Annotated in this window: 19 protein-coding genes; 10 read left to right on the forward strand and 9 right to left on the reverse strand. The window is 66.3% G+C overall.

What is annotated here, in order from left to right; genetic code table 11:
* The first annotated feature begins 43 nt into the window (after window positions 1–43).
* From PX52LOC_RS00095 to PX52LOC_RS00110, 4 genes are all read left to right on the forward strand, one after another.
* On the forward strand, window positions 44–1,261 hold the full coding sequence (locus tag PX52LOC_RS00095; protein WP_178132532.1) for a Tm-1-like ATP-binding domain-containing protein: 1,218 nt from the start codon (window positions 44–46) through the stop codon (window positions 1,259–1,261).
* 18 nt (window positions 1,262–1,279) lie between these two features.
* Window positions 1,280–2,365 carry a sialidase family protein gene (locus tag PX52LOC_RS00100; RefSeq protein ID WP_149108156.1) on the forward strand — a complete coding sequence of 362 codons (1,086 nt, stop codon included), beginning with the start codon at window positions 1,280–1,282 and terminating at the stop codon, window positions 2,363–2,365.
* Between the two features lie 155 nt (window positions 2,366–2,520).
* A complete protein-coding gene (locus PX52LOC_RS00105; RefSeq protein ID WP_149108157.1) occupies window positions 2,521–3,279 on the forward strand; it encodes a cytochrome c in 759 nt (252 codons plus the stop codon).
* 52 nt (window positions 3,280–3,331) lie between these two features.
* Window positions 3,332–3,733 carry a VOC family protein gene (locus PX52LOC_RS00110; RefSeq protein ID WP_149108158.1) on the forward strand — a complete coding sequence of 134 codons (402 nt, stop codon included), beginning with the start codon at window positions 3,332–3,334 and terminating at the stop codon, window positions 3,731–3,733.
* 85 nt (window positions 3,734–3,818) lie between these two features.
* Here PX52LOC_RS00110 and PX52LOC_RS00115 read toward each other — a convergent pair whose 3' ends face one another.
* Complete coding sequence (locus PX52LOC_RS00115; RefSeq protein ID WP_149108159.1) at window positions 3,819–4,601, reverse strand: dienelactone hydrolase family protein; 783 nt, start codon at window positions 4,599–4,601, stop codon at window positions 3,819–3,821.
* 73 nt (window positions 4,602–4,674) lie between these two features.
* Here PX52LOC_RS00115 and PX52LOC_RS00120 point away from each other — a divergent pair, with 73 nt between their 5' ends.
* Window positions 4,675–6,723 carry an alpha/beta hydrolase family protein gene (locus PX52LOC_RS00120; RefSeq protein WP_149108160.1) on the forward strand — a complete coding sequence of 683 codons (2,049 nt, stop codon included), beginning with the start codon at window positions 4,675–4,677 and terminating at the stop codon, window positions 6,721–6,723.
* 79 nt (window positions 6,724–6,802) lie between these two features.
* On the opposite strand, the gene PX52LOC_RS00125 is transcribed toward PX52LOC_RS00120, so the two are convergent.
* Window positions 6,803–7,561, reverse strand: a complete 759-nt coding sequence (locus tag PX52LOC_RS00125) for a tetratricopeptide repeat protein (protein WP_149108161.1) — start codon at window positions 7,559–7,561, stop codon at window positions 6,803–6,805.
* Between the two features lie 249 nt (window positions 7,562–7,810).
* Between PX52LOC_RS00125 and PX52LOC_RS00130 the strand changes: the two genes are divergently transcribed.
* Together PX52LOC_RS00130 and PX52LOC_RS00135 are read left to right on the forward strand one after the other, a co-directional pair.
* Window positions 7,811–8,761 carry an ExeA family protein gene (locus PX52LOC_RS00130; RefSeq protein WP_149108162.1) on the forward strand — a complete coding sequence of 317 codons (951 nt, stop codon included), beginning with the start codon at window positions 7,811–7,813 and terminating at the stop codon, window positions 8,759–8,761.
* Between the two features lie 51 nt (window positions 8,762–8,812).
* Window positions 8,813–9,760: a CpsD/CapB family tyrosine-protein kinase gene (locus tag PX52LOC_RS00135; RefSeq protein WP_149108163.1), complete on the forward strand. Its 948-nt coding sequence runs from the start codon at window positions 8,813–8,815 to the stop codon at window positions 9,758–9,760.
* Window positions 9,761–9,899: 139 nt separating this feature from the next.
* Here the strand turns inward: PX52LOC_RS00135 and PX52LOC_RS00140 are convergent, their stop codons facing one another.
* On the reverse strand, window positions 9,900–10,667 hold the full coding sequence (locus tag PX52LOC_RS00140; RefSeq protein WP_149108164.1) for a sulfite exporter TauE/SafE family protein: 768 nt from the start codon (window positions 10,665–10,667) through the stop codon (window positions 9,900–9,902).
* Between the two features lie 70 nt (window positions 10,668–10,737).
* On the opposite strand from PX52LOC_RS00140, the gene PX52LOC_RS00145 reads away from it, so the two are divergent.
* A complete protein-coding gene (locus PX52LOC_RS00145) occupies window positions 10,738–11,127 on the forward strand; it encodes a YybH family protein (RefSeq protein WP_149108165.1) in 390 nt (129 codons plus the stop codon).
* Window positions 11,128–11,129: 2 nt separating this feature from the next.
* On the opposite strand, the gene PX52LOC_RS00150 is transcribed toward PX52LOC_RS00145, so the two are convergent.
* The 6 genes from PX52LOC_RS00150 to PX52LOC_RS00175 form a co-directional block, all read right to left on the reverse strand.
* Window positions 11,130–12,515 (reverse strand): HAMP domain-containing sensor histidine kinase, encoded by a 1,386-nt coding sequence (locus PX52LOC_RS00150; protein WP_149108166.1) that lies wholly within the window; start codon window positions 12,513–12,515, stop codon window positions 11,130–11,132.
* A 9-nt stretch (window positions 12,516–12,524) separates the two neighbouring features.
* Window positions 12,525–14,384 (reverse strand): phosphate ABC transporter permease subunit PstC, encoded by a 1,860-nt coding sequence (pstC, locus tag PX52LOC_RS00155; RefSeq protein WP_149108167.1) that lies wholly within the window; start codon window positions 14,382–14,384, stop codon window positions 12,525–12,527.
* 32 nt (window positions 14,385–14,416) lie between these two features.
* Complete coding sequence (gene pstS / locus PX52LOC_RS00160; protein ID WP_149108168.1) at window positions 14,417–15,475, reverse strand: phosphate ABC transporter substrate-binding protein PstS; 1,059 nt, start codon at window positions 15,473–15,475, stop codon at window positions 14,417–14,419.
* A 66-nt stretch (window positions 15,476–15,541) separates the two neighbouring features.
* Complete coding sequence (locus PX52LOC_RS00165; protein ID WP_149108169.1) at window positions 15,542–16,231, reverse strand: hypothetical protein; 690 nt, start codon at window positions 16,229–16,231, stop codon at window positions 15,542–15,544.
* Window positions 16,228–17,421 (reverse strand): alginate O-acetyltransferase AlgX-related protein, encoded by a 1,194-nt coding sequence (locus PX52LOC_RS00170; protein WP_149108170.1) that lies wholly within the window; start codon window positions 17,419–17,421, stop codon window positions 16,228–16,230. The genes PX52LOC_RS00165 and PX52LOC_RS00170 overlap by 4 nt, the downstream gene beginning before the upstream one ends.
* 3 nt (window positions 17,422–17,424) lie before the next feature.
* On the reverse strand, window positions 17,425–18,936 hold the full coding sequence (locus PX52LOC_RS00175; RefSeq protein WP_149108171.1) for an MBOAT family O-acyltransferase: 1,512 nt from the start codon (window positions 18,934–18,936) through the stop codon (window positions 17,425–17,427).
* Between the two features lie 59 nt (window positions 18,937–18,995).
* On the opposite strand from PX52LOC_RS00175, the gene PX52LOC_RS00180 reads away from it, so the two are divergent.
* Both PX52LOC_RS00180 and PX52LOC_RS00185 read left to right on the forward strand, forming a co-directional pair.
* Window positions 18,996–19,844 (forward strand): sugar phosphate isomerase/epimerase family protein, encoded by an 849-nt coding sequence (locus PX52LOC_RS00180; RefSeq protein WP_149108172.1) that lies wholly within the window; start codon window positions 18,996–18,998, stop codon window positions 19,842–19,844.
* A gap of 66 nt (window positions 19,845–19,910) precedes the next feature.
* Window positions 19,911–20,906, forward strand: a complete 996-nt coding sequence (locus PX52LOC_RS00185) for a HEAT repeat domain-containing protein (RefSeq protein ID WP_149108173.1) — start codon at window positions 19,911–19,913, stop codon at window positions 20,904–20,906.
* The last annotated feature ends 111 nt before the right edge of the window (window positions 20,907–21,017 follow it).

Genomic DNA, 21,017 nt, shown 5'->3' on the forward strand with positions numbered 1-21,017 from the left:
CATAGCACTCGATTCCCCGCGGCGTCAGTCCGGAGTGCGAAAAATGCCCGTGTTGCTCGTCGGAACCCTTGACACGAAAGGCACGGAAGTCGCTTTCGTCCGGGACCGCCTCGCCGCCGCGGGGGTGCCGACGCTCGTTCTCGACGCCGGCGTGATTGGCGATGCGGCGTTCGCGGCCGACGTGACGCGGGAACAGGTCTTCCGGGCGGCGGGCACGACGTGGGAAGCCGTGAAGGCAGCCGGCGACCGTGGCAAGGCCATCGCACTCGCTGCGAAGGGGACAGCCAAGCTCGCCGCCGACCTGTTCGCCGCCGGCAAGATCGACGGCGTCCTCGGACTCGGCGGGTCGGCCGGCACGACCATCGCCACGGCCGCGATGCGGGCGTTGCCGGTCGGCGTGCCGAAGGTGATGGTCAGCACCCTCGCCAGCGGCGACGTGCGGCCCTACGTCGGCACCCGCGACGTGATGATGCTTTACTCCGTCGTCGACATTTCGGGGCTGAACCGCATCAGCCGCCTCGTACTCGCAAATGCTGCCGACGCGATGGCGGGAATGGCCCGGGGTCAGGGGTCAGGAGTCAGGAGTCAGGAGTCAGGAGAAAAGCCAGTTGTCGCGGCGACGATGTTCGGCGTGACGACGCCGTGCGTTGAGGCGGCCCGAGTGATTCTCGAAGCGGCCGGGTACGAGGTGCTGGTCTTCCACGCCACCGGCACCGGCGGCCGGACGATGGAAGGTTTGATCCGCGACGGCCTGATCGCCGGCGTGCTGGACATCACGACGACGGAACTCGCCGACAACCTCGTCGGCGGCATCCTGCCGGCCGGACCCGACCGCCTGACGGCGGCGGGGTTGCGGAAGGTGCCGCAAGTCATTTCGGTCGGTGCGCTCGACATGGTGAACTTCGGCCCACCGGAGACGGTGCCGGCGAAGTTCGAGAAGCGGCAGTTCTACCAGCACAACCCGACGGTCACGCTGATGCGAACGACGCCGGAAGAGATGGACGCGCTCGGCAAAGAGATCGCCGAGAAGGCGTGCGCCGCCGGCGGTCCGACCCGCGTACTTTTACCGCTTCGCGGCGTGTCGGCCATCGACGCCGCCGGCCAGCCGTTCTGGAACCCGGACGCCGACGCCGCGTTGTTCCAGAGCTTGCGGAATTGGGTGTACCCCACGGAGTTACTGGTCGAGTACGATCTGCACATCAACGACCCCGCCTTCGCGGAAGCGGCCGCGCGGACGTTATTGGAATTGATGCGCGCGTAATCCTCTGGGAGACTCCCGATGCTTCGACTCTTACTCTTGCTCCTCCTCGCCGGACCCGCCTTCGCCGCCGATCCGGTGCAGACGCCGATCTTCGTCGCCGGGCAGGACGGGTACAACACGTTCCGCATTCCGGCCCTGATCGTCACACCGAAGGGCACGGTACTCGCGTTCTGCGAAGGCCGTAAGGCGGGGCGGGGCGACGCCGGGAATATCGACATCGTCTTGAAACGCAGCACCGACGGCGGCAAAACTTGGGGGCGGGTGGAACCGGTCTGGGACGACGGCGACAACACCTGCGGCAACCCGTCCCCGGTCGTCGACGCGAAGACCGGCACCGTCTGGCTGCTGCTGACTCACAACCTCGGCACGGATACGGAATCGAAGATCATCGCCGGTACGAGCCAGCGCGGCCGCACGGTGTGGGTGACAAGGAGCGACGACGACGGCGTGACGTGGGCGAAGCCGACCGAGATCACGAAGGACGTGAAGAAGCCCGAGTGGACGTGGTACGCCACTGGCCCCGGCGTCGGCATTCAACTCAAGAGCGGCCGGCTGCTCATCCCGTGCGACTACAAGGCCGACAAGGGGAAGGTTCGCGAGTCGCACACAATCTACAGCGATGACGGCGGCAAGACGTGGCAGCTCGGCGGCATTGCCGGGCCGGACGCGAACGAGTGTCAGGCCGTCGAACTCGCCGACGGCACGGTCCTGCTGAACATGCGGACGTACCGCACCACCAACCGCCGTCTCGTCGCGATCAGCAAAGACGGCGGCCAGACGTTCGGCCCGACGGTGGAAGATGCCACGCTGATCGAACCCGCCTGCCAGGGGAGTATCCTGCGGTTGCCCGGCGCCGGCGGCGGCATTCTGTTCTCGAACCCGGCGAGCAAGAAGCGCGAGAAGCTGACCGTCCGCCTTAGCACCGACGAGGCGAAGACGTGGGCCTCCGCGAAGGAACTGCACGCCGGCCCGGCCGCGTACTCGTGCCTGACGGTCCTGCCGAACGGCGACATCGGTTGCCTGTACGAGCGCGGCGAGAAGAACCCCTACGAAACCATCACCTTCGCCACCTTCCCGCGCTCGTGGCTGGCAGAGAAGCCGTGAATTTCCGAAGGAAATCGCCCTCCCTCTCGTCTTCGTGGGGATCGGACGCGATAATGCCAATCGACACACCGCGGCCGGTGTGACGCCCCCAATTTCCCGCGGGGCGGTCGGCCGCCCGATTCTTCGGTTCTCCCCATTTGTTCAGGAGGTCTTCCGTGCGTTCCTTGAAACTCCGCATCCTCGGGGCCGCCGCCGTTGCCGCACTGGCCGGCGCCGCCATCGCCGCCGAACCAATCCTCTCCGCCGACGTCGGTGGCAAGGCGATCGAGGCCGACACCGCCCACCTGAGCAAACTCGTGGAGCTGGCAGGCAAGAAAAAGGTCGGCGGCCGCCCGAAGGCCACCGCCGTCTTGGTGGCCCTGTACGCCGAGGATAATCTCGGCGGCAAAGACGCGGCGAAGATGGCCACCCTCCGGGACGAGGCACTGAAGATCGCCGAGAAGTCGAAGACGATCGGCACCCTCGGCGCCGAGGTGAAGGCCCTGTCCGCCGTCACCGCCAACCCGAAGGCCGACGTGAAGCCGATGGGCGCGCAGAAGATCATCGAGAAGACAAAGCTCGACCTGACGGAAGTCATGGACCTGTTCGGCGGGGCCACCGCCGGCGGGATGAACTTGGAGAAAGACATCCGCGAGATGAAGAAGGACGGCGTGAAGAACACGCCGGCCGCCGAACTGCTCGGGGCCCGCTCGGCCGTCCTCGCCGAACTGACGATGCACCTGCCGAACGACAAGGCCGGCGGCGCGAACAAGAAGGTTTGGGACGGCTACTCGATGGACATGAAGAAGCTCTCGCAGGAAATCGCCACCGAAGCCGCGAAGGGCAGCAAGGCGAACCTCGCGACGATCAAGACGACCGTCGGCAAACTCGACGCCGCCTGCACGAACTGCCACAACAAGTTCCGGGCGGACTGACCCGCGCGTGGGGCACTCGCTCCGCGAGTGCCCTGCCTTCCGAGAGCATCCGATGCCCACCTTCCGCTACACGCACATCGACCACTGCTCCGTCATCATCACCGACGTGGCAAAGGCCCGACACTTCTACGGCGACCTCCTCGGCCTCCGGGAAATCCCGGCCCCGAAGGAGTTCGACTTCGTCGCCATCTGGTACGACCTCGGCGGCACCTACCTGCACCTGTTGCAGAAGCCGCATCCCGACATGATTAGTCCGCGGCACTTTTGCCTGCACGTCTCGGACGTCGCCGCGGCCCGCGAAGACCTGGCGGCGAAGGGGTTGAAGATCGACGAGACGGTGAAGATCGCGGCCGCCGACCGGTTCTTCGTGCGAGACCCGGACGGCAACCGCATCGAACTCTTTCAGTGGCTACGGCCCTACGACCCAGAGCAAGACGGGCGGTTCTCGGCGTAAGATTGGCGAGCCGAGTTCCGTGAGGAACCGGGTGAATCGCAACGCCACCCACCCAGTTCCTCACGGAACTCGGCTCGCCGTTCGGCTACTTCGCGAACGCTTCCTTCAGCACCTTCTGCATCGACGCCCACGACTTCTTGTCGGCCTCCTCGTTGTAGGCCATGCCCTTGATGCCGCGGTCCTCGGCCCCCTTCACGGTGAAGCTGTGGACCGCACCGGGGTAGCTCTCGAACTCGTAGTGCACCTTCGCGTCGTCGAACGCCTTCTTGAAGCCGGCGACGGCCTCGTCCTTGATGAACGAGTCGTCGGCCCCGTGGCAGACCAGCACCTTCGCCTTGACCTTCTTCGCGTCGTCGGCCGTCACCGCCGGCAGCGCGCCGTGGAAGCTGACGGCCGCCTTCACGTCCGCGTGGCCGCTCAGCGCCACCATGAGGCTCGTCGTGCCGCCGAAGCAGTAGCCCATGATGGCGATCTTCTTCGGGTCCACCTGCGGCTGCTTTTGCAGCGTCTCGATGGCCGCGTTCGCCCGGCCGAGCCACACGTCCTTGTTCTTGCGGACCATCCCGGCCATCTCGCCGGCCTTCATCGGGTGCTCGGTCACGGCCCCGTCGCCGTACATGTCAGCACAGAAGGCGACGTAGCCGAGTTCGGCCACCATCGTCGCCCGCTTCTTGGCGTACTCGTCCAGCCCCCACCACTCGTGGACGACGACCACGCCCGGCAGCGGTCCCTTCACGGCGTCGTCGTAGAACAGGTGGCCTTTCAGCGTGACGCCGTCGAACTTGTAGTCGATCGGGTGATCCTTCACGGCCGCGGGCGACAGGTTGGCGAGCAGCACGAGGCAAATCAGGGAGACGACGCGCTTCATCCGAAAGCTCCGATTGTGGAAGAACGGGCGGGGAAATTGTATGGTGTCAGCCACCACCCGGAGGGAGTCCACCATGCGCTCGGCCGTCGTTTTACTCCTGCTCGCCGTTCCAGCGTTCGCCCAGGAACCGACCCGCACCCACGCCGTCACCGTGGACGATTACTTTACTCTCGCGGGGGTCGCGCAGATCGCCGTCTCGCCGGACGGGAAGCAGGTCGCCTACACCGAGGCCCGCTGGGACAAGGCCGACGACCTGCGCAAGAGCGACCTGTGGGTGCTCGACCAGGTGCGGCAGGCGTCATCGGGCCGACGGCTGACGTTCGACCGGGCGAACGACCGCAACCCGAAGTGGGGCGACGACGGCAAGGTGCTCTACTTCCTCGGCAACCGCAAGCGCGAGGGCGAGAAGAAGCCGCCCTACGACGGCAGCACGCAGGTCTGGCGGATCAACCCGGCCGGTGGCGATCCGGCGGCCGTGACCCGCGTCGAGGGGGGCGTCACCGGGTTCGACGTGGCCGCCGGCGGGGCGTACCTCTTCTACAGCGTGGACAAGACGCACCACGACGAGGACGACTTTGCGAAGCTGCGGGCGAAGACGAAGGCCGACTACGGCCACGGCGTCCGCAAGGTGTCGGAGGTCTACCGCCTGAACGTGCGCAAGTGGCGGTCCGAAAAGGTGGTGGACGACACGCGGTACGTCCGCGAGTTCTCCGCGTCCGCGGACGGCCGGCGGCTCGGGATGATTACCGCCTTCGACGACACTGTGGTGAAGAGCGAGGGCGAGAGCCGGGTGGACGTGTGGACCGAGGGCGGCAAGGTCGTCACGCCGCCGACCGAGGCGTACCGGGCGAAGGCGTCCACGCCGAACGCCTGGCTCGGCGACGTGGAGTGGTCGCCGGACGGCAAGCGGTTCGCCTTCTGCCTGATCTTCGACGGCCACCCTGCCGAGGTCGTCGTTGGCACCGAGTCGTCCGCCGGTTGGGAAGTGGCCCTGCTCGAACGCGCCGGCTGGGAAGTGGTCGGCTACGGCCGCGCGCTCGGCACGCCGATCCAGTGGCTCGGCACCGACGAGTTGCTCGTGCAGACCGAGAAGGCCGGCCGCGTCGGGGTGCGACCAGTCTCGCTGGCTAAGACGGTCCGGCACGCGCTGCCGGCAAACCTGCCCGACAACGTGCTGGCGTGCGCCCCGGTGGACGACGACGCTTCCACCGTCGTCACGATCGGCGGCGGGCTGTCGATGCCGGTCGTCACCAAGCACGGGCCGAAGGGGCCGCCGGTCCAACTCCTGGACCCGAACTGGCAGGCCGCCGACTGGAAGCTGCCGACCGTCAAGCACGTCACCTGGAAGGCGGCCGACGGCACCGAGGTCGGCGGCGTCCTCGAACTGCCGCCGGACTATAAGGCAGGCACGAAGCTTCCGCTGGTCGTCGGCATCCACGGCGGGCCGACCACCAGCACAAAGGACGCGGTCGAATTCGACCCGCACAACGGCCGATTGTACTTCGCCGTCAACGGGTACGCCGTGCTGTTTCCGAATTACCGCGGCAGCACCGGCTACGGCGACAAGTTCGTCCGCGACCTGATCGGCAACGAGAACAACGTGGAAGTGAACGACATCATCGCCGGCGTGCAACACCTGGTGAAAGAAGGCATCGCCGACGGCGACCGCGTCGGCGTGATGGGCTGGAGCAACGGCGGCTACCTGACGAACTGCCTCATCACGCGGAAGGACTTGCCGTTCAAGTTGCGGGCGGCCAGCAGCGGGGCGGGCATCGTGGACAGCGTGGCCGAGTGGGGCTTCAACGACGAGCCGGCCTACCCGAAGGTGTTCAAGAAGGGCCACCCGTGGGAGGCGGCCGACGAGTACAAGAAAACTTCACCGACCTACGCCCTCGGCAACGTGACGACGCCGACGCTGATTCACGTCGGCGGCAATGATGTCCGCTGCCCGCCCGGCCACAGCCGGATGCTGTACCGCGCGTTGAAGGAGTACCTGAAGGTGCCGACGGAACTGATCGAGTACCCCGGCGAACCGCACGGCCTGACGAAGATGAGCCACCGGAAAGCGAAGATGGAGTGGGATCTGGCTTGGTTCGAGAAGTATCTGAAGAACGCGAAGTGATACGGCGAGCGGGGGGCATCAGCCCCCTGATTCTATAGTGAACAGAATCAGGGGGCTGATGCCCCCCGCTCGCCGGAATTCAGCTGTCCCGCCGCATCCGCATGACGTGCGGACCGGATAGCACCCCGCCCATGTCGCGACGCACGACTCGCTTGTGCCCGGCGGCATCGACGATCCGCACGAACGGTAGCACGTGCGGGCTGGTCGTCGTCTTCGGCGTCCGCTTCGCGTGCTGAGCAGCTCGGGCCATCTCGAACCGCACGCGGTTCCACACCGCCAGCACTTCCGCGTCGTGCGGGGCTAGGAAGCGGGCCTTCGTGACGATCCGCAACGCCGCCTTGAGTCGGCCCGATTCGCGGAGGGTTTCGACGATCAGCGACAGCACCCGCGCGTCGGTCGGGGCCAGTTGCGTGGCCGTGCGGATGGCCGCCTTCGCCAGCGAATCGCGGTGAATTCGCACGGCCGAGCGGGCAAGGTGCGCCCAACTCAGAGAGTGACTCGGATCGAGTTTGATCGCCCGCCGGAAGGCCTTCGCGGCCCGCCGGTCGCAACCGTAGGGGTCGCCCTCGAAGGCGAGGCCCATTTGGAAGTGCGTGCCCGCGTGATCGGGTTCGAGACCGTCCGCGGCCCGCAGGTGTCGGCGGGCCTTTGCGAACCGCGCCTTGTTTAAGAGAAGACCGGCCGCGAGGCGGTGGGCCTCGGCCAGTTCTTCGCTCGTCAGTTCCGCCGCCGTCGCGACCTGTTCCAACCAGCGAAGAGCATCGGCAGAGCGACCGTCCTTGATCGCCTGCCGCGCATGATTCCACGCGTGGAAAGACAGGGAGAGCATCATGCTCATGTTGCCGCCTCCATGCAGCCCCTACCACCGACCAAGTGCGGTCAGTGGTGAGGTGAAGGTATACCGAAGAAGACCTCCCTACCGCAAGTCAAAATCGAATGCCATTCGGTCGCGGGCGCGCCGAAATTTAGTCCTTTCTCATGATCGAGATTTCATCTCCGTGCTTCGGCTTCAAGTTGTGCGGCCTGTGCGGTCGATATCGTGAGAGTCGCGCTGTCCGAACACTCCGCATCGTGAAAAAGGTCGGCCATGAATCTGGCTCGCTTGGGGCTTGAGCGTCGGCCGTTCCGCCCGTCGCCGACCCTGGAACTGTTCGTGCCCGTGCCGCCCCACGAAGCCCACCTCGCCGCGTTGCGATCCGCCTTCACCGGCGGCGACGGCATCGCCCTTCTCGACGGCAGTGCCGGCACCGGGAAGTCACTCCTTGCGCTGCGCTTCCTCGAATCGCTCGGCAGCGAGGTCGTGCCGATCTACGTGCCCTCGTCGCGCTTCGCGAAGGTCGCGGACCTGTACCAAGCCATCCTGTTCGATCTGGGCCAACCCTACCAGGGTTTGAGCGACAACGAACTTCGCCTCGCCGTGACCGACTTCCTGCTGAAGTCCGTCACGGACAAGAAGCAGACCGTACTGATCCTCGACGAAGCCCACCATTTGCCGGTCGACGTGCTGGAAGAAATCCGCCTGCTGGACAACTGGGACGCCCGCGGGACGAAGGCGATGTTCACGGTGCTGGTCGCCCCGCCGGAGTTGCGGGACCGCCTGCCGCGGGCGGAATCGCTGGCCCAGCGCGTCCGCTGCCGGGTGCGGATCGAACCACTGACGGAAGGCGAATCGCTCACGTTTCTGCGGGCGCAGTTGGAAGAGTGTAGCCGCAAGCCGGACGAGGTGATGACCGACGAGGCGCTTCAGTTGTTCGCGAAGCACGGCGGCGGCGTGCCGCGGGTGCTGAACCAACTGGCCGCGACGGGGTTAAATTTGGCTTTGGATGCCGAGCAAGACTCGGTGGATGTCGAAGTTGCTTTCGAGGCGTTGACGCAAATGGGTATCACGATCACGGAAACAGACGAATCCGCACAACCGGCATACCCCGCAGGGGCCGCAAGGTCGCTGACTCGGGGTGATGGCGAACGCGGAGAAGATCGTGAACCTGCGACGACCAAGTCGCCGAAACAAAAGGCACGCACCCGGCGGGCCGCGTAATCTGCGGGAGTTGCCGGGGCAGTGTCCGCGACCTCGAAAGGGACTTCGATCATGGGCCGCATGTTTCGCATCATCACCGAAGGCAGCCTCGACTACCCCGGCATTGCGGCGACCGCTCCCGACAGCGAGGCGTTCGTTACCGGCAGTGCTCCGTACATCGAAGTCGGCGGCCCGCAACCGATCTTCCACGGCCTGCCCAAACTGCCGAACCGCGTGACGGCCGAAAAGCCCGTCGCCATTCTCGAAGCGCCGAAGCCGGTCGCGCTACCGATGCCGCTGCCCAACCGCGCCGCCGTCGTGGAAGACCGCTACGTCTCGGTGAAGATGCACGGCATCGCGCCGAAACCCGCCGCCCAACCGCTGCCCTCGACGGTCCACCACACGGTGGTCGCGTATCACCACGCCGACCACGCGGTCAGCCACGAGTACCGCGGGCTGTGCGGGGAACTTCGCCAGCAAGTCGGCACCGACAACGCATCGAAGGCGATCCTGTTCACTTCGGCCGCGAGCGACAACGGCACGACGACCGTACTGCTGAACCTTGCCGTGACGCTGGCAAAGGAACCGCACACGCGGGTCCTCGTGATCGACGCCGACTTCGACCGGCCGGGCGCCGCCCAGAAGATGGGCCTGTCCGACGTGCCCGGCCTCGCGGAAGTGTTGAACCAGACGATGCCGGTGGCGTGGGTGCTGCAACCGACGCCGGTGGCGAAGCTGCAAGTCCTCGGGGCCGGCCGCCCGACGGCCGACACGTTGCCGCTGATGTCTACGGACTTCCCGAAGCTCGTCACGCAGTTGCGGCAGTGGTTCGACTGGATTCTGATCGACGGCGGCGTCTGGGGCGAACGCCCCCACCGCGACGCGACCAGCCCCGCCTACGACGGGGTGTACTTGGTGACGCGGCAAACCGAGATGGACCGCCCCGTGTTCAACACCCTCCGCTCGCAAGTCGCCAAGCACGGCGGCCTCCTGCGGGGCTTCATCACGACGCGCGTTTAGAAAACCGATTTCACCACAGAGGGCACAGAGACCACAGAGGAAAGGCACGAGCAGGTTTCATTTTTGCCTTTTGACCGCTCCTCGGTTTTTCTCTGTGGTCTCTGTGCCCTCTGTGGTGAAATCGGCTTCGCTTTTCCTCTTACTGCTTCGCGAAGTAGTACGCCGCCAGCCCGAAGCCAATCACGATGACCGTCCAGCGGATGTACACTGCCGGCAGTTTGCGGCCGAAGTGGGCGCCGAGGTAACCGCCGACGATGGCCGAGACGCACATCACCGCGGCGTAGTCCCAGCGGATCAAGTCGTCGACGATGAACACGATCACCGACACGAAGTTAATCATCGCGGCCAGGAACGTCTTCACGGCGTTCATGTGGTGGATGTCGCCGACGTGCATGAAACTGAGGGCGGTCAGCATCAAGATGCCGATGCCCGCGCCGAAGTAGCCACCGTAGACGGCGACCAGGAACTGAAACGCCATCACGCCAACGGTCACGGACGTGCTGACCTTGCCGTGCTCGCCCTGGTGCATTCGGACGTAGCGGTTGAGCGTCGGCTGAATCAGGAACAAGACGGCGGCCGTGAGGATCAGCCACGGGACGATGACCTTGAACGCGCTCGGGAACCAGACGAGCAGCAGCGACCCGATGAGGCCGCCGACGACGCTCACGGGGAGCATCCGCAAGACGAACTTCCGCACGCTCCGCAGTTCGCGGCGGTAGGCCCACGACCCGGCGAAGGAGCCGGGGAACAATGCGAGCGTGCTGGTGGCGTTGGCGACCGTGTCGGCGATGCCCGTGCCGAGCAGCGTCGGGAAGGTGAGCAGCGTGCCGCCGCCGGCGACGGAGTTGATCGCCCCCGCTAGGAACGCGGACCCGGCGAGTAGGAGGTACGTCACCACTTCGGGCATTGATAAGATTCCTCACGACGATTCGTCCGCTCTGTTGTACGAATCCCGCTTCCGATCTGAGGACGAACCCATGTCCCTCGACGAACAAGCCGTCCGCAACGTCATCGCCGAGTGGCAGGCGGCAACACTGGCCGGCGACCTACCGCGGGTTCTGGCCCTGATGACCGACGACGTGGTGTACCTGACGGCCGGTCAACCGCCGTTCGGGAAGGAGCAATTCGCGGCCGCGTTCCAGGCGATGGCCGGCCGAAACGTGCGGATCGAGCCGACGAGCGAAGTTGAGGAAGTGCAGGTGGTTGGCGACATGGCGTACTGCCGGACGCACATCCGCGTGACCGTGACGGTTGGCCATCAACAGCCGCGAATCCGCAGCGGTCACACGCTCACGATCTTCCGCAAACAATCCGACGGCCGGTGGCTGCTGGCCCGCGACGCGAACCTGATGACGATGGAAGCGTAAGCCTACGCCGCCCGCGGGAGCGTCACCTTGAACGTCGTGCCCTTCCCCAACTGGCTCGCGACCGTCACCTGACCGTGGAGCGATTGCACGAGGTGCTTGACGATCGCGAGGCCCAACCCGGTTCCGCCGGCGGCCCGGTTGCGGGCGCGGTCGGCCCGGTAGAACCGCTCGAACACCCGAGACAAATCGGCCTCGCTGATGCCGATGCCGGTGTCCTCCACTTCAATTTGCACGTGCCGGTCGGTCGCAGTCCACCGCACGGTGATCTTGCCGCCGCTCGGCGTGTACTTGATCGCGTTGTCCACGAGGTTGTCAAGGATCGCCTCCATCGCGTCTTCGTCCGCGAAGGCGGCCACGCCCTTCGGGGCGTTTTTCGGCGGCACCTCGATCAACGCCATCGACTTCGCCTCGGCCCGCGTCGCCTGCCGTTCCAGGCACTCCGCGATGGCGGCGTCCAGCGGCACGCGGCCGAGTTCGAACGGTTGCTCGCCCGACTCGATCTTCGCTAGCCGCAGCAAGTCTTGAATGAGCGCGTCGAGCCGGTCGGCCTCGTGCTTGACCCGCTCCAGGAACGGCCCGCGCGCCTGCGGGTCTTCGGCCGCCCCGTCTTGCAGGGCTTCGATGTTCGATTGAATCACTGCCAGCGGCGTCTTGAGTTCGTGCGAGACGTTGGCGACGAAGTCCTGCCGCAGCCGTTCGAGCCGCCGCAGATCGGTGATGTCGTGCAGCACCATGACCGCCCCGGCCGATTCCGCCCCCGGCAATCGCGAGACGTAGGCCGCCAACCGCCGGGCGTCCGGGCCTTTGCAATCGAGTTCCTCGCGGTGCGGCCCGCCGCCGCCGAGCGCCTTCTCGACGATCTCCTGCACGGCCCGCTGCCGGGCGACTTCCCACAGCTTCCGCCCGATGGCCGCGTCCGGGTCGAAGCCGAGCAGTACGCCGGCCCGCTCGTTGGCGAAGAGCACCTGCTGTTCGCTGTCGAACGCGACGACGCCCTCGACCATGCCGGAGAGGATCGTGCGGAGTTGCTCGCGGTCGTGGGCCAGGAGGGCGAAACTGCCGGCGAGTTTCTTGCTCATGTCGTTGAAGGACCGGGCGAGCGCGACGAATTCTTGCCCGCCGGCCGTGTGAATCCTCAGACCGAGGTCGCCGTCCGCGAGCCGCTTGGCCCCTTCCGCGAGTTCGTTTAGCGGGTGCGTGAACCGGCGGGCGAGAATGTACGACGGCACGATCGACAACAGGGCGATGACGACGGCCGTGGTCAGCACGGCCCGCGAGAGTTGGTAGAAGATGTCCTCCCCCTCACTCTGCCGCAGCGCGACGACGCCGACCAGCCCGACGGCGGTGAAGACGAGGATCAGGTACGTGAGGAAGAGTCGCCAGAACATAGGGAGAGTTTACGCGGCCACCAATCGCTTCCCCGCCGCGAGGCGGGTGACGACGTTCAAGAGCATCACGAGCGCCAGCAGCACGAACGCGGCGGCCCACGCGAGGCGAATTTCGTCCGACCCGTCCGGTTGCTTCGAGTAGTTGAAGATGTAGTACGGCAAGAACGGCGTCGGTTCGCCCGGCGACCGCGGCCAGTAGTTCGAGCCGTAGGCGGTCAGCAGCAGCGGGGCCGTCTCGCCAGCGATGCGGCCGACGGCGAGCAGCACGCCGGTGATGATCGCCGGTAACGCCGCCGGGATGATGACCCGCACGACCGTCTGCCACCGCGTCGCGCCGAGGGCGTAGCTCGCTTCGCGCAGACCGTTCGGCACCAGCCGCATCGCTTCTTCGGAAGCCCGGATGACGACCGGCAACATCATCACGCCGAGCGAGAACGCCCCGGCCCACGCCGAGTATCCCCACGGGCGGCTCGACCAGAGCGGCGACACCAGCACCGCGTAGGCGAACACGCCGATGACGATGGACGGCACGCCGCCGAGGAGCTCCGCGATGAACCGCACCGTCGGCACGATGCGGTTGGTGCGGTACTCCGACAACAGCACGGCCGCGAACACGCCGACCGGCACGGCGAACATCGTGGCCAGCGACACCAGCAGCAGGCTGCCGGCGATGGCGTGGCCGAGGCCGCCGCCGTCTGGTTCGCGGGTGAAGAACGCCCAGTCCACGCCGGCCGCCCCCTGGTAGGTGATGTACCCCAGGATGAGGAACAGCGGGATCACGGTGACGAGTTGGCAGAGTGCCAGCACCCGCCGCATAACCGCATCCACCAACAACACCCGCCGCCGGGCGGCCGCGGCCTTCTCCGGCGACAGCGGGGTCGGCATCGGCAGCCGGCCAGAATCTTGCGAGACTTCCACATCTTCTGCGTTGCGCGGGGCCGCTGCCTGCGGCTTCGTCAGCCAGCGGATGAGCAGTCGGGCCGAGACGTTGGTGACGAGCGTGATGACCAACAGCAATAGGCCGAGCGAGATCAGCGCGCCGCGTTTCATCGCGTCCGAGTACGCCGTCTCGGGCAGCATCTTCGCGATGGCGCTCGGGATGGCGTCGCCGGTCCCGGCGGGCGAGAACTGCACGTCCTGGGCGTTGCCGATGACCATGGTCACGGCCATCGTCTCGCCGACCGCCCGGCCGAGGGCCAGGAAGCACGCGGCGATGATCCCCGGCCGCGCGTAGGGCAGCACGACCCGCCAGATCGTCTGCCACCGCGTCGCGCCGAGGGCCAGTGCCCCTTCCCGCTGCGACGGCGGCACCGCCCGGCAAACGTCGAAGCTGACGGCCGTGATGTACGGCAGGACCATCACCGCCAGCACCAGCCCGGCCGCGAGGATGCCCTGCCCGGCGGCCGCATTGTGCAGACCGAGCAGGTCGAAGAGTGGCCGCGTGCCGTGGCGGGCGAGGAACTCGATGCCCCAGAAACCGTAGACCACGCTCGGAATGGCCGCGAGCAGTTCCAGGAGGAACGCGCAGATCGACCGCAGGCGGCCGGTGGCGATCTCGGACAAGTACGCCGCCGCCCCCACGCCCAGCGGCACGGCCACGATCATGGCGATCAGCGACGTGGCGAGTGTGCCGTAGAGGAACACGAGCCCGCCGTAGTGCCCGCGGCCGGGGTTCCAGTTACTACTCGTGACGAGATCGGTCGCGTTCGCCCCGAAGAGGAACGCCCGAGCCTGCCAGAGCAGGACGCCGACGAGCGAGACGGCAAGGAACACGACGAACAGCCCGGCCGCCTGACAGAGCAGGCGGAACAGCGCGTCGCCGACCCGCGTGGCAGATCGGAGAGTCGATGGCGGCGGGGGAGTGGGCATGAGGGAGTTTTACGAACCGCGCGGCGTGCGACTCACAGGAACGTCACCGCGTCGAGCTTCGCCGTAGCCTTGAGGCTCCAAGCCTCCGGCAGTGGGCCGTAGTGCAGGTCGCGGGCGAGCTTCTGGCCGTCGGTTACGACCCACTTCAGGAAGTCCACGACCGCCGGCCCCTTGTCCGGCGGTTGCTTCGCGAACAAGATCGCGTAGCTGACACCGACAATGGGGTAGGACGCCGCCCCGTCCGCGTCGGTCAGCGAGTACGCGAGGTCGTGCAGCGAGTACGGCTCGGCCGTCGGCTTCGACAGGGCCGCCGTCGCCGCCGCGGCCGTCACGCCCTCGGCCGTCGGCCGCACGGTGTGCCCCGCGCGATTCTTCAGAGCGGCAATCGGGATCGCGTTCCGGGCCGCGTACGCCAACTCGACGTACCCGATTGCCCCGGGGTTGTTCTTGACGAAGCCCGCGATACCGTCGTTGCCGGACTGCCCCGTCCCGCCAGGGAGTTGCATTTCCTTCGTGGCCCCGACGCGGTCGTGGAACGCGGGACTGACCTTCGACAGATACTCCGAGAAGACGCCGGTCGTGCCGCTCGACTCGGCCCGGCGGACGGGGACGATGTCCGCCGTCGGCAGGGGCACGCCGGGGTTCAGGGCGGCGACGGCCGGGTCGTCCCAGCGGTTGATGTTTTGCAGATAAATGTCCGCGAGCACCGGGCCGGTCAGGGTCAGCGCCTCCACGCCCGGCGCGTTGAAGATGACCGCTACGGCCCCTATCGTCACCGGCAGGTGCAACACGTCGCCCCCCTCGGCCCGGGCGGCGGCGAGTTCCTTCCGGCTCATCGGGGCGTCGGTGCAGCCGAAGTCGACCGTCCGCGCGACCACGTCGCTGATCCCCTTGCCGGACCCGCTCTTGATGTAGTCGATCTCCGTCCGCTTCTCGCGGCGGTACTCCCGGGCCCACGCCTGCATGATGAGGTCAACGAAGGTCGAGCCGCCGGCGTGAACGCGCACCGGCGTGCCGTCGCCGACGCACCCGGCCGCGGCGAGCGGGGCGAGCATCAGCCAGCGGGCGAATTCGCGGCGAGTCGGGGGCATGGTTTAGCGCATCCTACGAACCGGGCGGACGCCCTCCAACGCGAGTCGGGTGAAGGTTCTGTGAAGCTACAACAGCCGGCGCGATTGCTTCGCCAGCGCGTCGGCCGCGAACGCTACCATCGTCGCGAGTGGCCGTTCGACCGGCCCGGGTTCAAATGTGTGCGGTACGCCGACGGCGGACAGTTTCTCGTGCAAGCGGTCGTTGCCGCGGAACCACTCCGACTCCGGCGAGCAGCCGAACCAGATGTGGCCGGGGAAGTGGTGCTGCCGGACGTGCAGGACGGCCGTGTCCTGGCGGGCTTGCTCCTTGCGATCGTAGAGTTCGTCGAGCGCCGTGCCGCGGCCGTACCAGTCGTGGAAGTCGAACGCGGAATCCCACCCGGCGACGACCGGGAAGCGGTCCGGATACTTCAGTCCCAGACGGACAGCGGCTTGCCCGCCCATACCGACGCCGATGGGGGCATGAAGGGGTGACGGGGTGACGGGGTGACGGGGTGACGAAGTCAGCCGAAGGAGATGTTGTTCGGCAGTCGTTTCGGGATCGAACGCGGGATGCCGACGGTCGGCCCACCAGGATTGACCGCCACTCGGGGCGATGCACGCAAGATTGTGCGCATCCAGTGCGGCCGTGAGTTCGGCGTTCTCCCCCGGCAGGCGCTCGTCGTGGTCGTGCAGGAATAGGACGGTGAACCGTGGTTGTGGCGGCGTAAACACCGCGACCGGCTTGCCGGCGAAATCTTGAACGCTCCAGGTCATGGAGTCATCTTCGCAAGTCGCGTCGGCGGGACAAAGGGCAACGCCCGCGCGACCATAAGTTGAATCACCACGTCCGGCTTCTCGGCCTCGATCACGTTCGTCGGGAAGCCGTAGGTGCCGACGGCCGCCAGTCGGCGGAAGTCGCTCGCGATCAGGTGGTGCAGTTTGAGGCCGAACGAATCGTGCAACAGCACCGCCCGGCCGACGCCGCGGTCGGACTCCGTCAGGTGTTGCACAAGGTTCTTCATCCGGTCCTCGTGCGGTTCCATAAGTGCGTCGAGTGTGTCGGTCGGCAGCGGCTTGGCCGGGCCGTTCCGTTCGACGAAGTGGAGCATCCCTTCCACGCAATCCTGGGGCGAGCGGTCGAGGGCTTTCGCCATGTCGTGTTCGTCGGCCAGCCAGGGCTTCAGTTCGAATTCCGAGAGCGGCTTGAAGTGGTAGCCCGGCCGGTCGCGTTCGAGTTGCCGCCCGAGTTGGCAGTAGGCCACGTACGCGCCGGCACAGGTCCAGTGCGAGTCGTACTTCTGGTACAACTCGGGCACGGTTTTCTTCGCTTCCAGAATCGTCGGGAGCGGGTTGAGAAGCGACACGTTCGGCACCCGCGGGGTCAACGGCGTCAGCAGGTCGGGCGGCGGGTGGCGTTGCAGCCACGCCGGCAGGTGTTCCGGGTAGACGCTCGATTTCTCAGGCACGACCATCACGACGTACCGAATGTCGCGGGCCGCCAGCCATTGCCGGCGCTCTTCCAGTGCATCCGCCCACTTCTGGATTTGCACTTCCGGGTCGGGTTGGAGAACCGGAAAGTCGCCCGGGCCGATGCAGTTGACGAACAGCCACCCGTCGCGGCCGATCCACGCCTTGTCGGTGATCGAGTCGCCGAGCGTCTCGACGAGAAGTCGTTGCCGCAGGCCGAGCAGTTCCTTCCGGTAGCCGAGGCGGTCGCCGAAGTAGGCATCGAACATGAACGGGAACGATTGCACCTTCCACTTCGCCGTCGGAGCATACGGCACCGGGTTCAGCGGGCGGTTCTCGCTCGTCGGCTGCGTCGGCGTCCGCAACAGCGACCCGGCCAGCGGCACCGTCAGAAACAGGGCGAACACGCCGACCGTCAGTTGATTCGCGAGGCGCGACGCGCTCGGCACGGCTACCGGCCGCGGGGATTTCAGGAGCGATGCGACGGCGGTGAGCATGGGTCAGAACCGGAAGTAGATGAACGCCGAGTACGTGCTGCCGGCGATTCCCGCGGTCGCCAGCAACAGCAGAACGGCCAGCAGAGGCACGGCGACGAGGGCGAGGTTTCCCTGCCGCTTCAGCCACGGGAAGACCGGCACACTGATGAAAGCGCCGACCGCAAGCGCGATGCCGGCCGCGTGAGTCATGACATCGCCAGCGATGTGCGTGCCGTCCGTGAGGCCGAACAGGGCTGCGAAGATGCCCGTCGCCTGTGCGAGCGTCTGCGACCGGAAGAAGACCCAACCGAACAGCACGACGATCAGGGCGTAAACGTGCCGGCCAACTACGGCGACTCCTGTTCCCTCTCCCCCGGCTTTGAGGGGGAGAGGGTTAGGGTGAGGGGGCGAACCTTCACCCTGATGAAACATTGCTCCACGCGGAGGAACGTCTGCCCCCTCACCCCGCCCTCTCCCCCTCAAAGCCGGGGGAGAGGGAGAAGATTCGGTCGCGGTCTTCCGACTGGCCAGCACCCGCTCCAGGATCAGAAACCCGCCGTGCCACGCGCCCCACACGAGGAACGTCCAGTTTGCCCCGTGCCAGAGGCCGCAGAGGACGAAAACGATGAGCAGGTTCCGGTACGTCGCGAACGCGCCGCCGCGGTTGCCGCCGAGCGGGATGTAGACGTAATCGCGGAACCAACTCGACAGACTGATGTGCCACCGCCGCCAAAAGTCGGTGACGCTCGCCGCCGAGTACGGGTAGCGGAAGTTCTCGGCGAACTCGAAGCCGAACAGCTTACCGAGGCCGATGGCCATGTCCGAGTAGCCGGAGAAGTCGAAGTAGATTTGCAGCGCGTAGCAGAGCATCCCGACCCACGCGGCCGACGCCGCGAGTTCCTGCGGCGGCAGGCGGAAGACCTGATCGGCCACCACAGCGAGCGTGTCGGCGATCAGAATCTTCTTCGCCAGTCCCATCGTGAACCGCCGCACGCCGTCGGCGAAGCGGTCGAGCGTGTGGTCGCGCGTCGCCAGGCTCTCGGCGAGGTCGGCGTACCTCACGATCGGCCCGGCAATCAGGTGCGGGAACAGGAACACGTACACGCCGAACCGCAGGAAGCTGCGCTCGGCCGGCACCTCGCGGCGGTACACGTCCACGCAATAACTGATTGCCTGGAAGGTGAAGAACGACACGCCGATGGGTAGGTGTTGGGCCGGCAGCGAATAGCCGAGCGTCGCGGCGAGGAACCCCGCGTACTTCAGCCAGCCAAGAAGAGCGAGGTTGCTCAGCACGGCGACGGTCAGCGTGAGTTTCTTGCGCCCGAATCGCTCGATGGCGTGGGCGAAGCCGAAGTTGACGACGAGCGAACCGAAGAGAATGGCAACGAATTCCCGCTCGCCCCAGGCGTAGAAGAACAGGCTCGCCGCGAACAGCACGGCGTTGCGAATCGTGACACGAGCCACCGGCACGGCGTAGTACGCCAGCAGCACCAGCGGCAGGAAGATGTGCAGGAACGTCTGCGATTGAAAGTACATCGGCCGGAGTGTACGCCGATCGGCGGCGGCCGTGCAAGGCGAGCCGGTATACTGTCCCCATGATCCTCGGCTACAACACGAACGGCTTCGCCCACCACCGGCTCGAAGACGCGCTCGCCATCATCGCCGAACTCGGCTACCGCGGCGTGGCCCTGACGCCGGATGTGAACCACGCCGACCCGACGGCCGACGACTACCCTCGCCAGGCCGGGCCGTTCAGCGACGCCTGTGCCCGACACACGATGCGATCGGTAATCGAGACGGGCTCGCGGTTCGCCCTGGACACCCGTCGGAAGCATCAGCCCACGTTGATCTCATCAGACCCCGCCGATCAGCGCAAACGGGCAGACTTCTTGAGCCGGCACGTCGTCCTCGCATCCCGTGGGCTACTTCACGACTGGGGCGGTCTGGGTATTGTGTCGCTGTGGTCCGGCACGGCTACCGATGCCACCACCCCGACGACCTTGATGGTACGGTTAGCGGATGCATGCCGACGACTTTCCGACTTTGCGGCCGATCGTGATGTTCGCCTCGCGTTCGAACCGGAGCCGGGCATGTTCATCGACACGATGGACAAGTTCGCCGAACTGCACGCGAAGGTGAACCACCCAAACTTCGGCCTGACGCTCGACATCGGCCACCTCGTCTGCACCGGGGAGTTGCCGATCCGCAAATACATCGAGGCGTGGAAGCACTGTCTCTGGAACGTCCACATCGAGGACATGAAGGCCGGCGTTCACGACCACTTGATGTTCGGCGAAGGCGAGGTCGATTTCGCCGACGTGTTCGCCGGGCTGAAGGCGATCGACTACAAGGGCATGGTGTCGGTGGAACTGAGCCGCCACAGTTACGACGCCGTCAATACGGCCCGCCGGGCGAAGGCGTTTCTCGATCAATATGTCGGGTAGCCGCGGTTGAGCTTGTTGATTCCGGGCACTTCGGGTTATGGTCCCCGCGACTTCGAGGGTCGCGGTATGGTGAGCAAGCGGTGGGTCGGGCGAATCCTGGGTCTGACGGTCCTCACCATCGGCGGCCTCGCCGCGTTTAACTGGACGATCCTGCGCGCTCACTACGCCGCGAGCCGATTGCGGTCGGCGACCACCGACGAAGCCCGTTCGCAGCAGGCGCAAGCCTTACTCGACCTCGGCGACGACGGATTTGCCCAACTGGTGGAATCGCTGAAGGGTGGCGACGGCCCCACCTGTCAGACCATCGGCGGCGTGTTGCGGAAGAACTTCGCGGCGCAGTCTGCCGACACCACTGCGTTCGTCCAACGGGCTTCGGCCTTACTTGACACGGTTCCCGCACTTGGTGAAAGCGGACAGGAAGCGGTTCTGCAACTGCTCCCAGAACTTCTGAAGTCATCCGACGCAGGCGTGACGGGGAAGTGCCGGGCGGCCGTCGAGCGCGGCTTGCAGTCGTCGTCGCGGGCCAAGGTGTTCGCGGCCCGGTTGTGCGGGATGCCGCAGATTAACCTCGTCTCGGCCGTGCCGCCGTTGCTCACGGACGCCGAGGCGGAAGTCCGGGCCGCGGCGCTGACGGCCCTCAGCACCACCGGCGATGCCAGCATCATTTCGGACGAAGAGCTGTTTCACTGGATGAACGACCCCGACGCGAACGTCCGGCACATCTGCGCCGCCGTCCTTCAGACCCGCGGCCGGTCGGCCGACGAAATCGACTTCGGCCGGCGCTTAACGCACCCGCAGGCCCGCGTGCGTTTGCAACTGCTCGTTGAACTGGCGAGCGAATCGGGCCGCGACATCGGCCCGTGGCTGGAGCGTCTCAGCCGCGATGCGGAACCGGCCGTGCGAGCAGGGGCGGTGCGGGTCGCCTCGGAGCGAAAACTCCTCTACACAGACTGGGCCGACAACCTCGCGGTCAGCGACCCGAACCCCCTCGTTCGACAGGTCGCGACGTTCCACCGGCGGAAGGCCGCCGGACTGCTCTCGCCGGCCGGTTATTCGCCCTGATGAGCGAGGAACGGGGTGTCTACCCTGGATGTTCACATCGGCAAGCACTTTTCTCTTTAAAAATCGCGACAAACGTGCGAATGGCACTTGACTACCCAAATTGCCCGATTT

The organism is Limnoglobus roseus, assembly GCF_008254045.1.
In the GTDB taxonomy this organism is placed as follows: domain Bacteria; phylum Planctomycetota; class Planctomycetia; order Gemmatales; family Gemmataceae; genus Limnoglobus; species Limnoglobus roseus.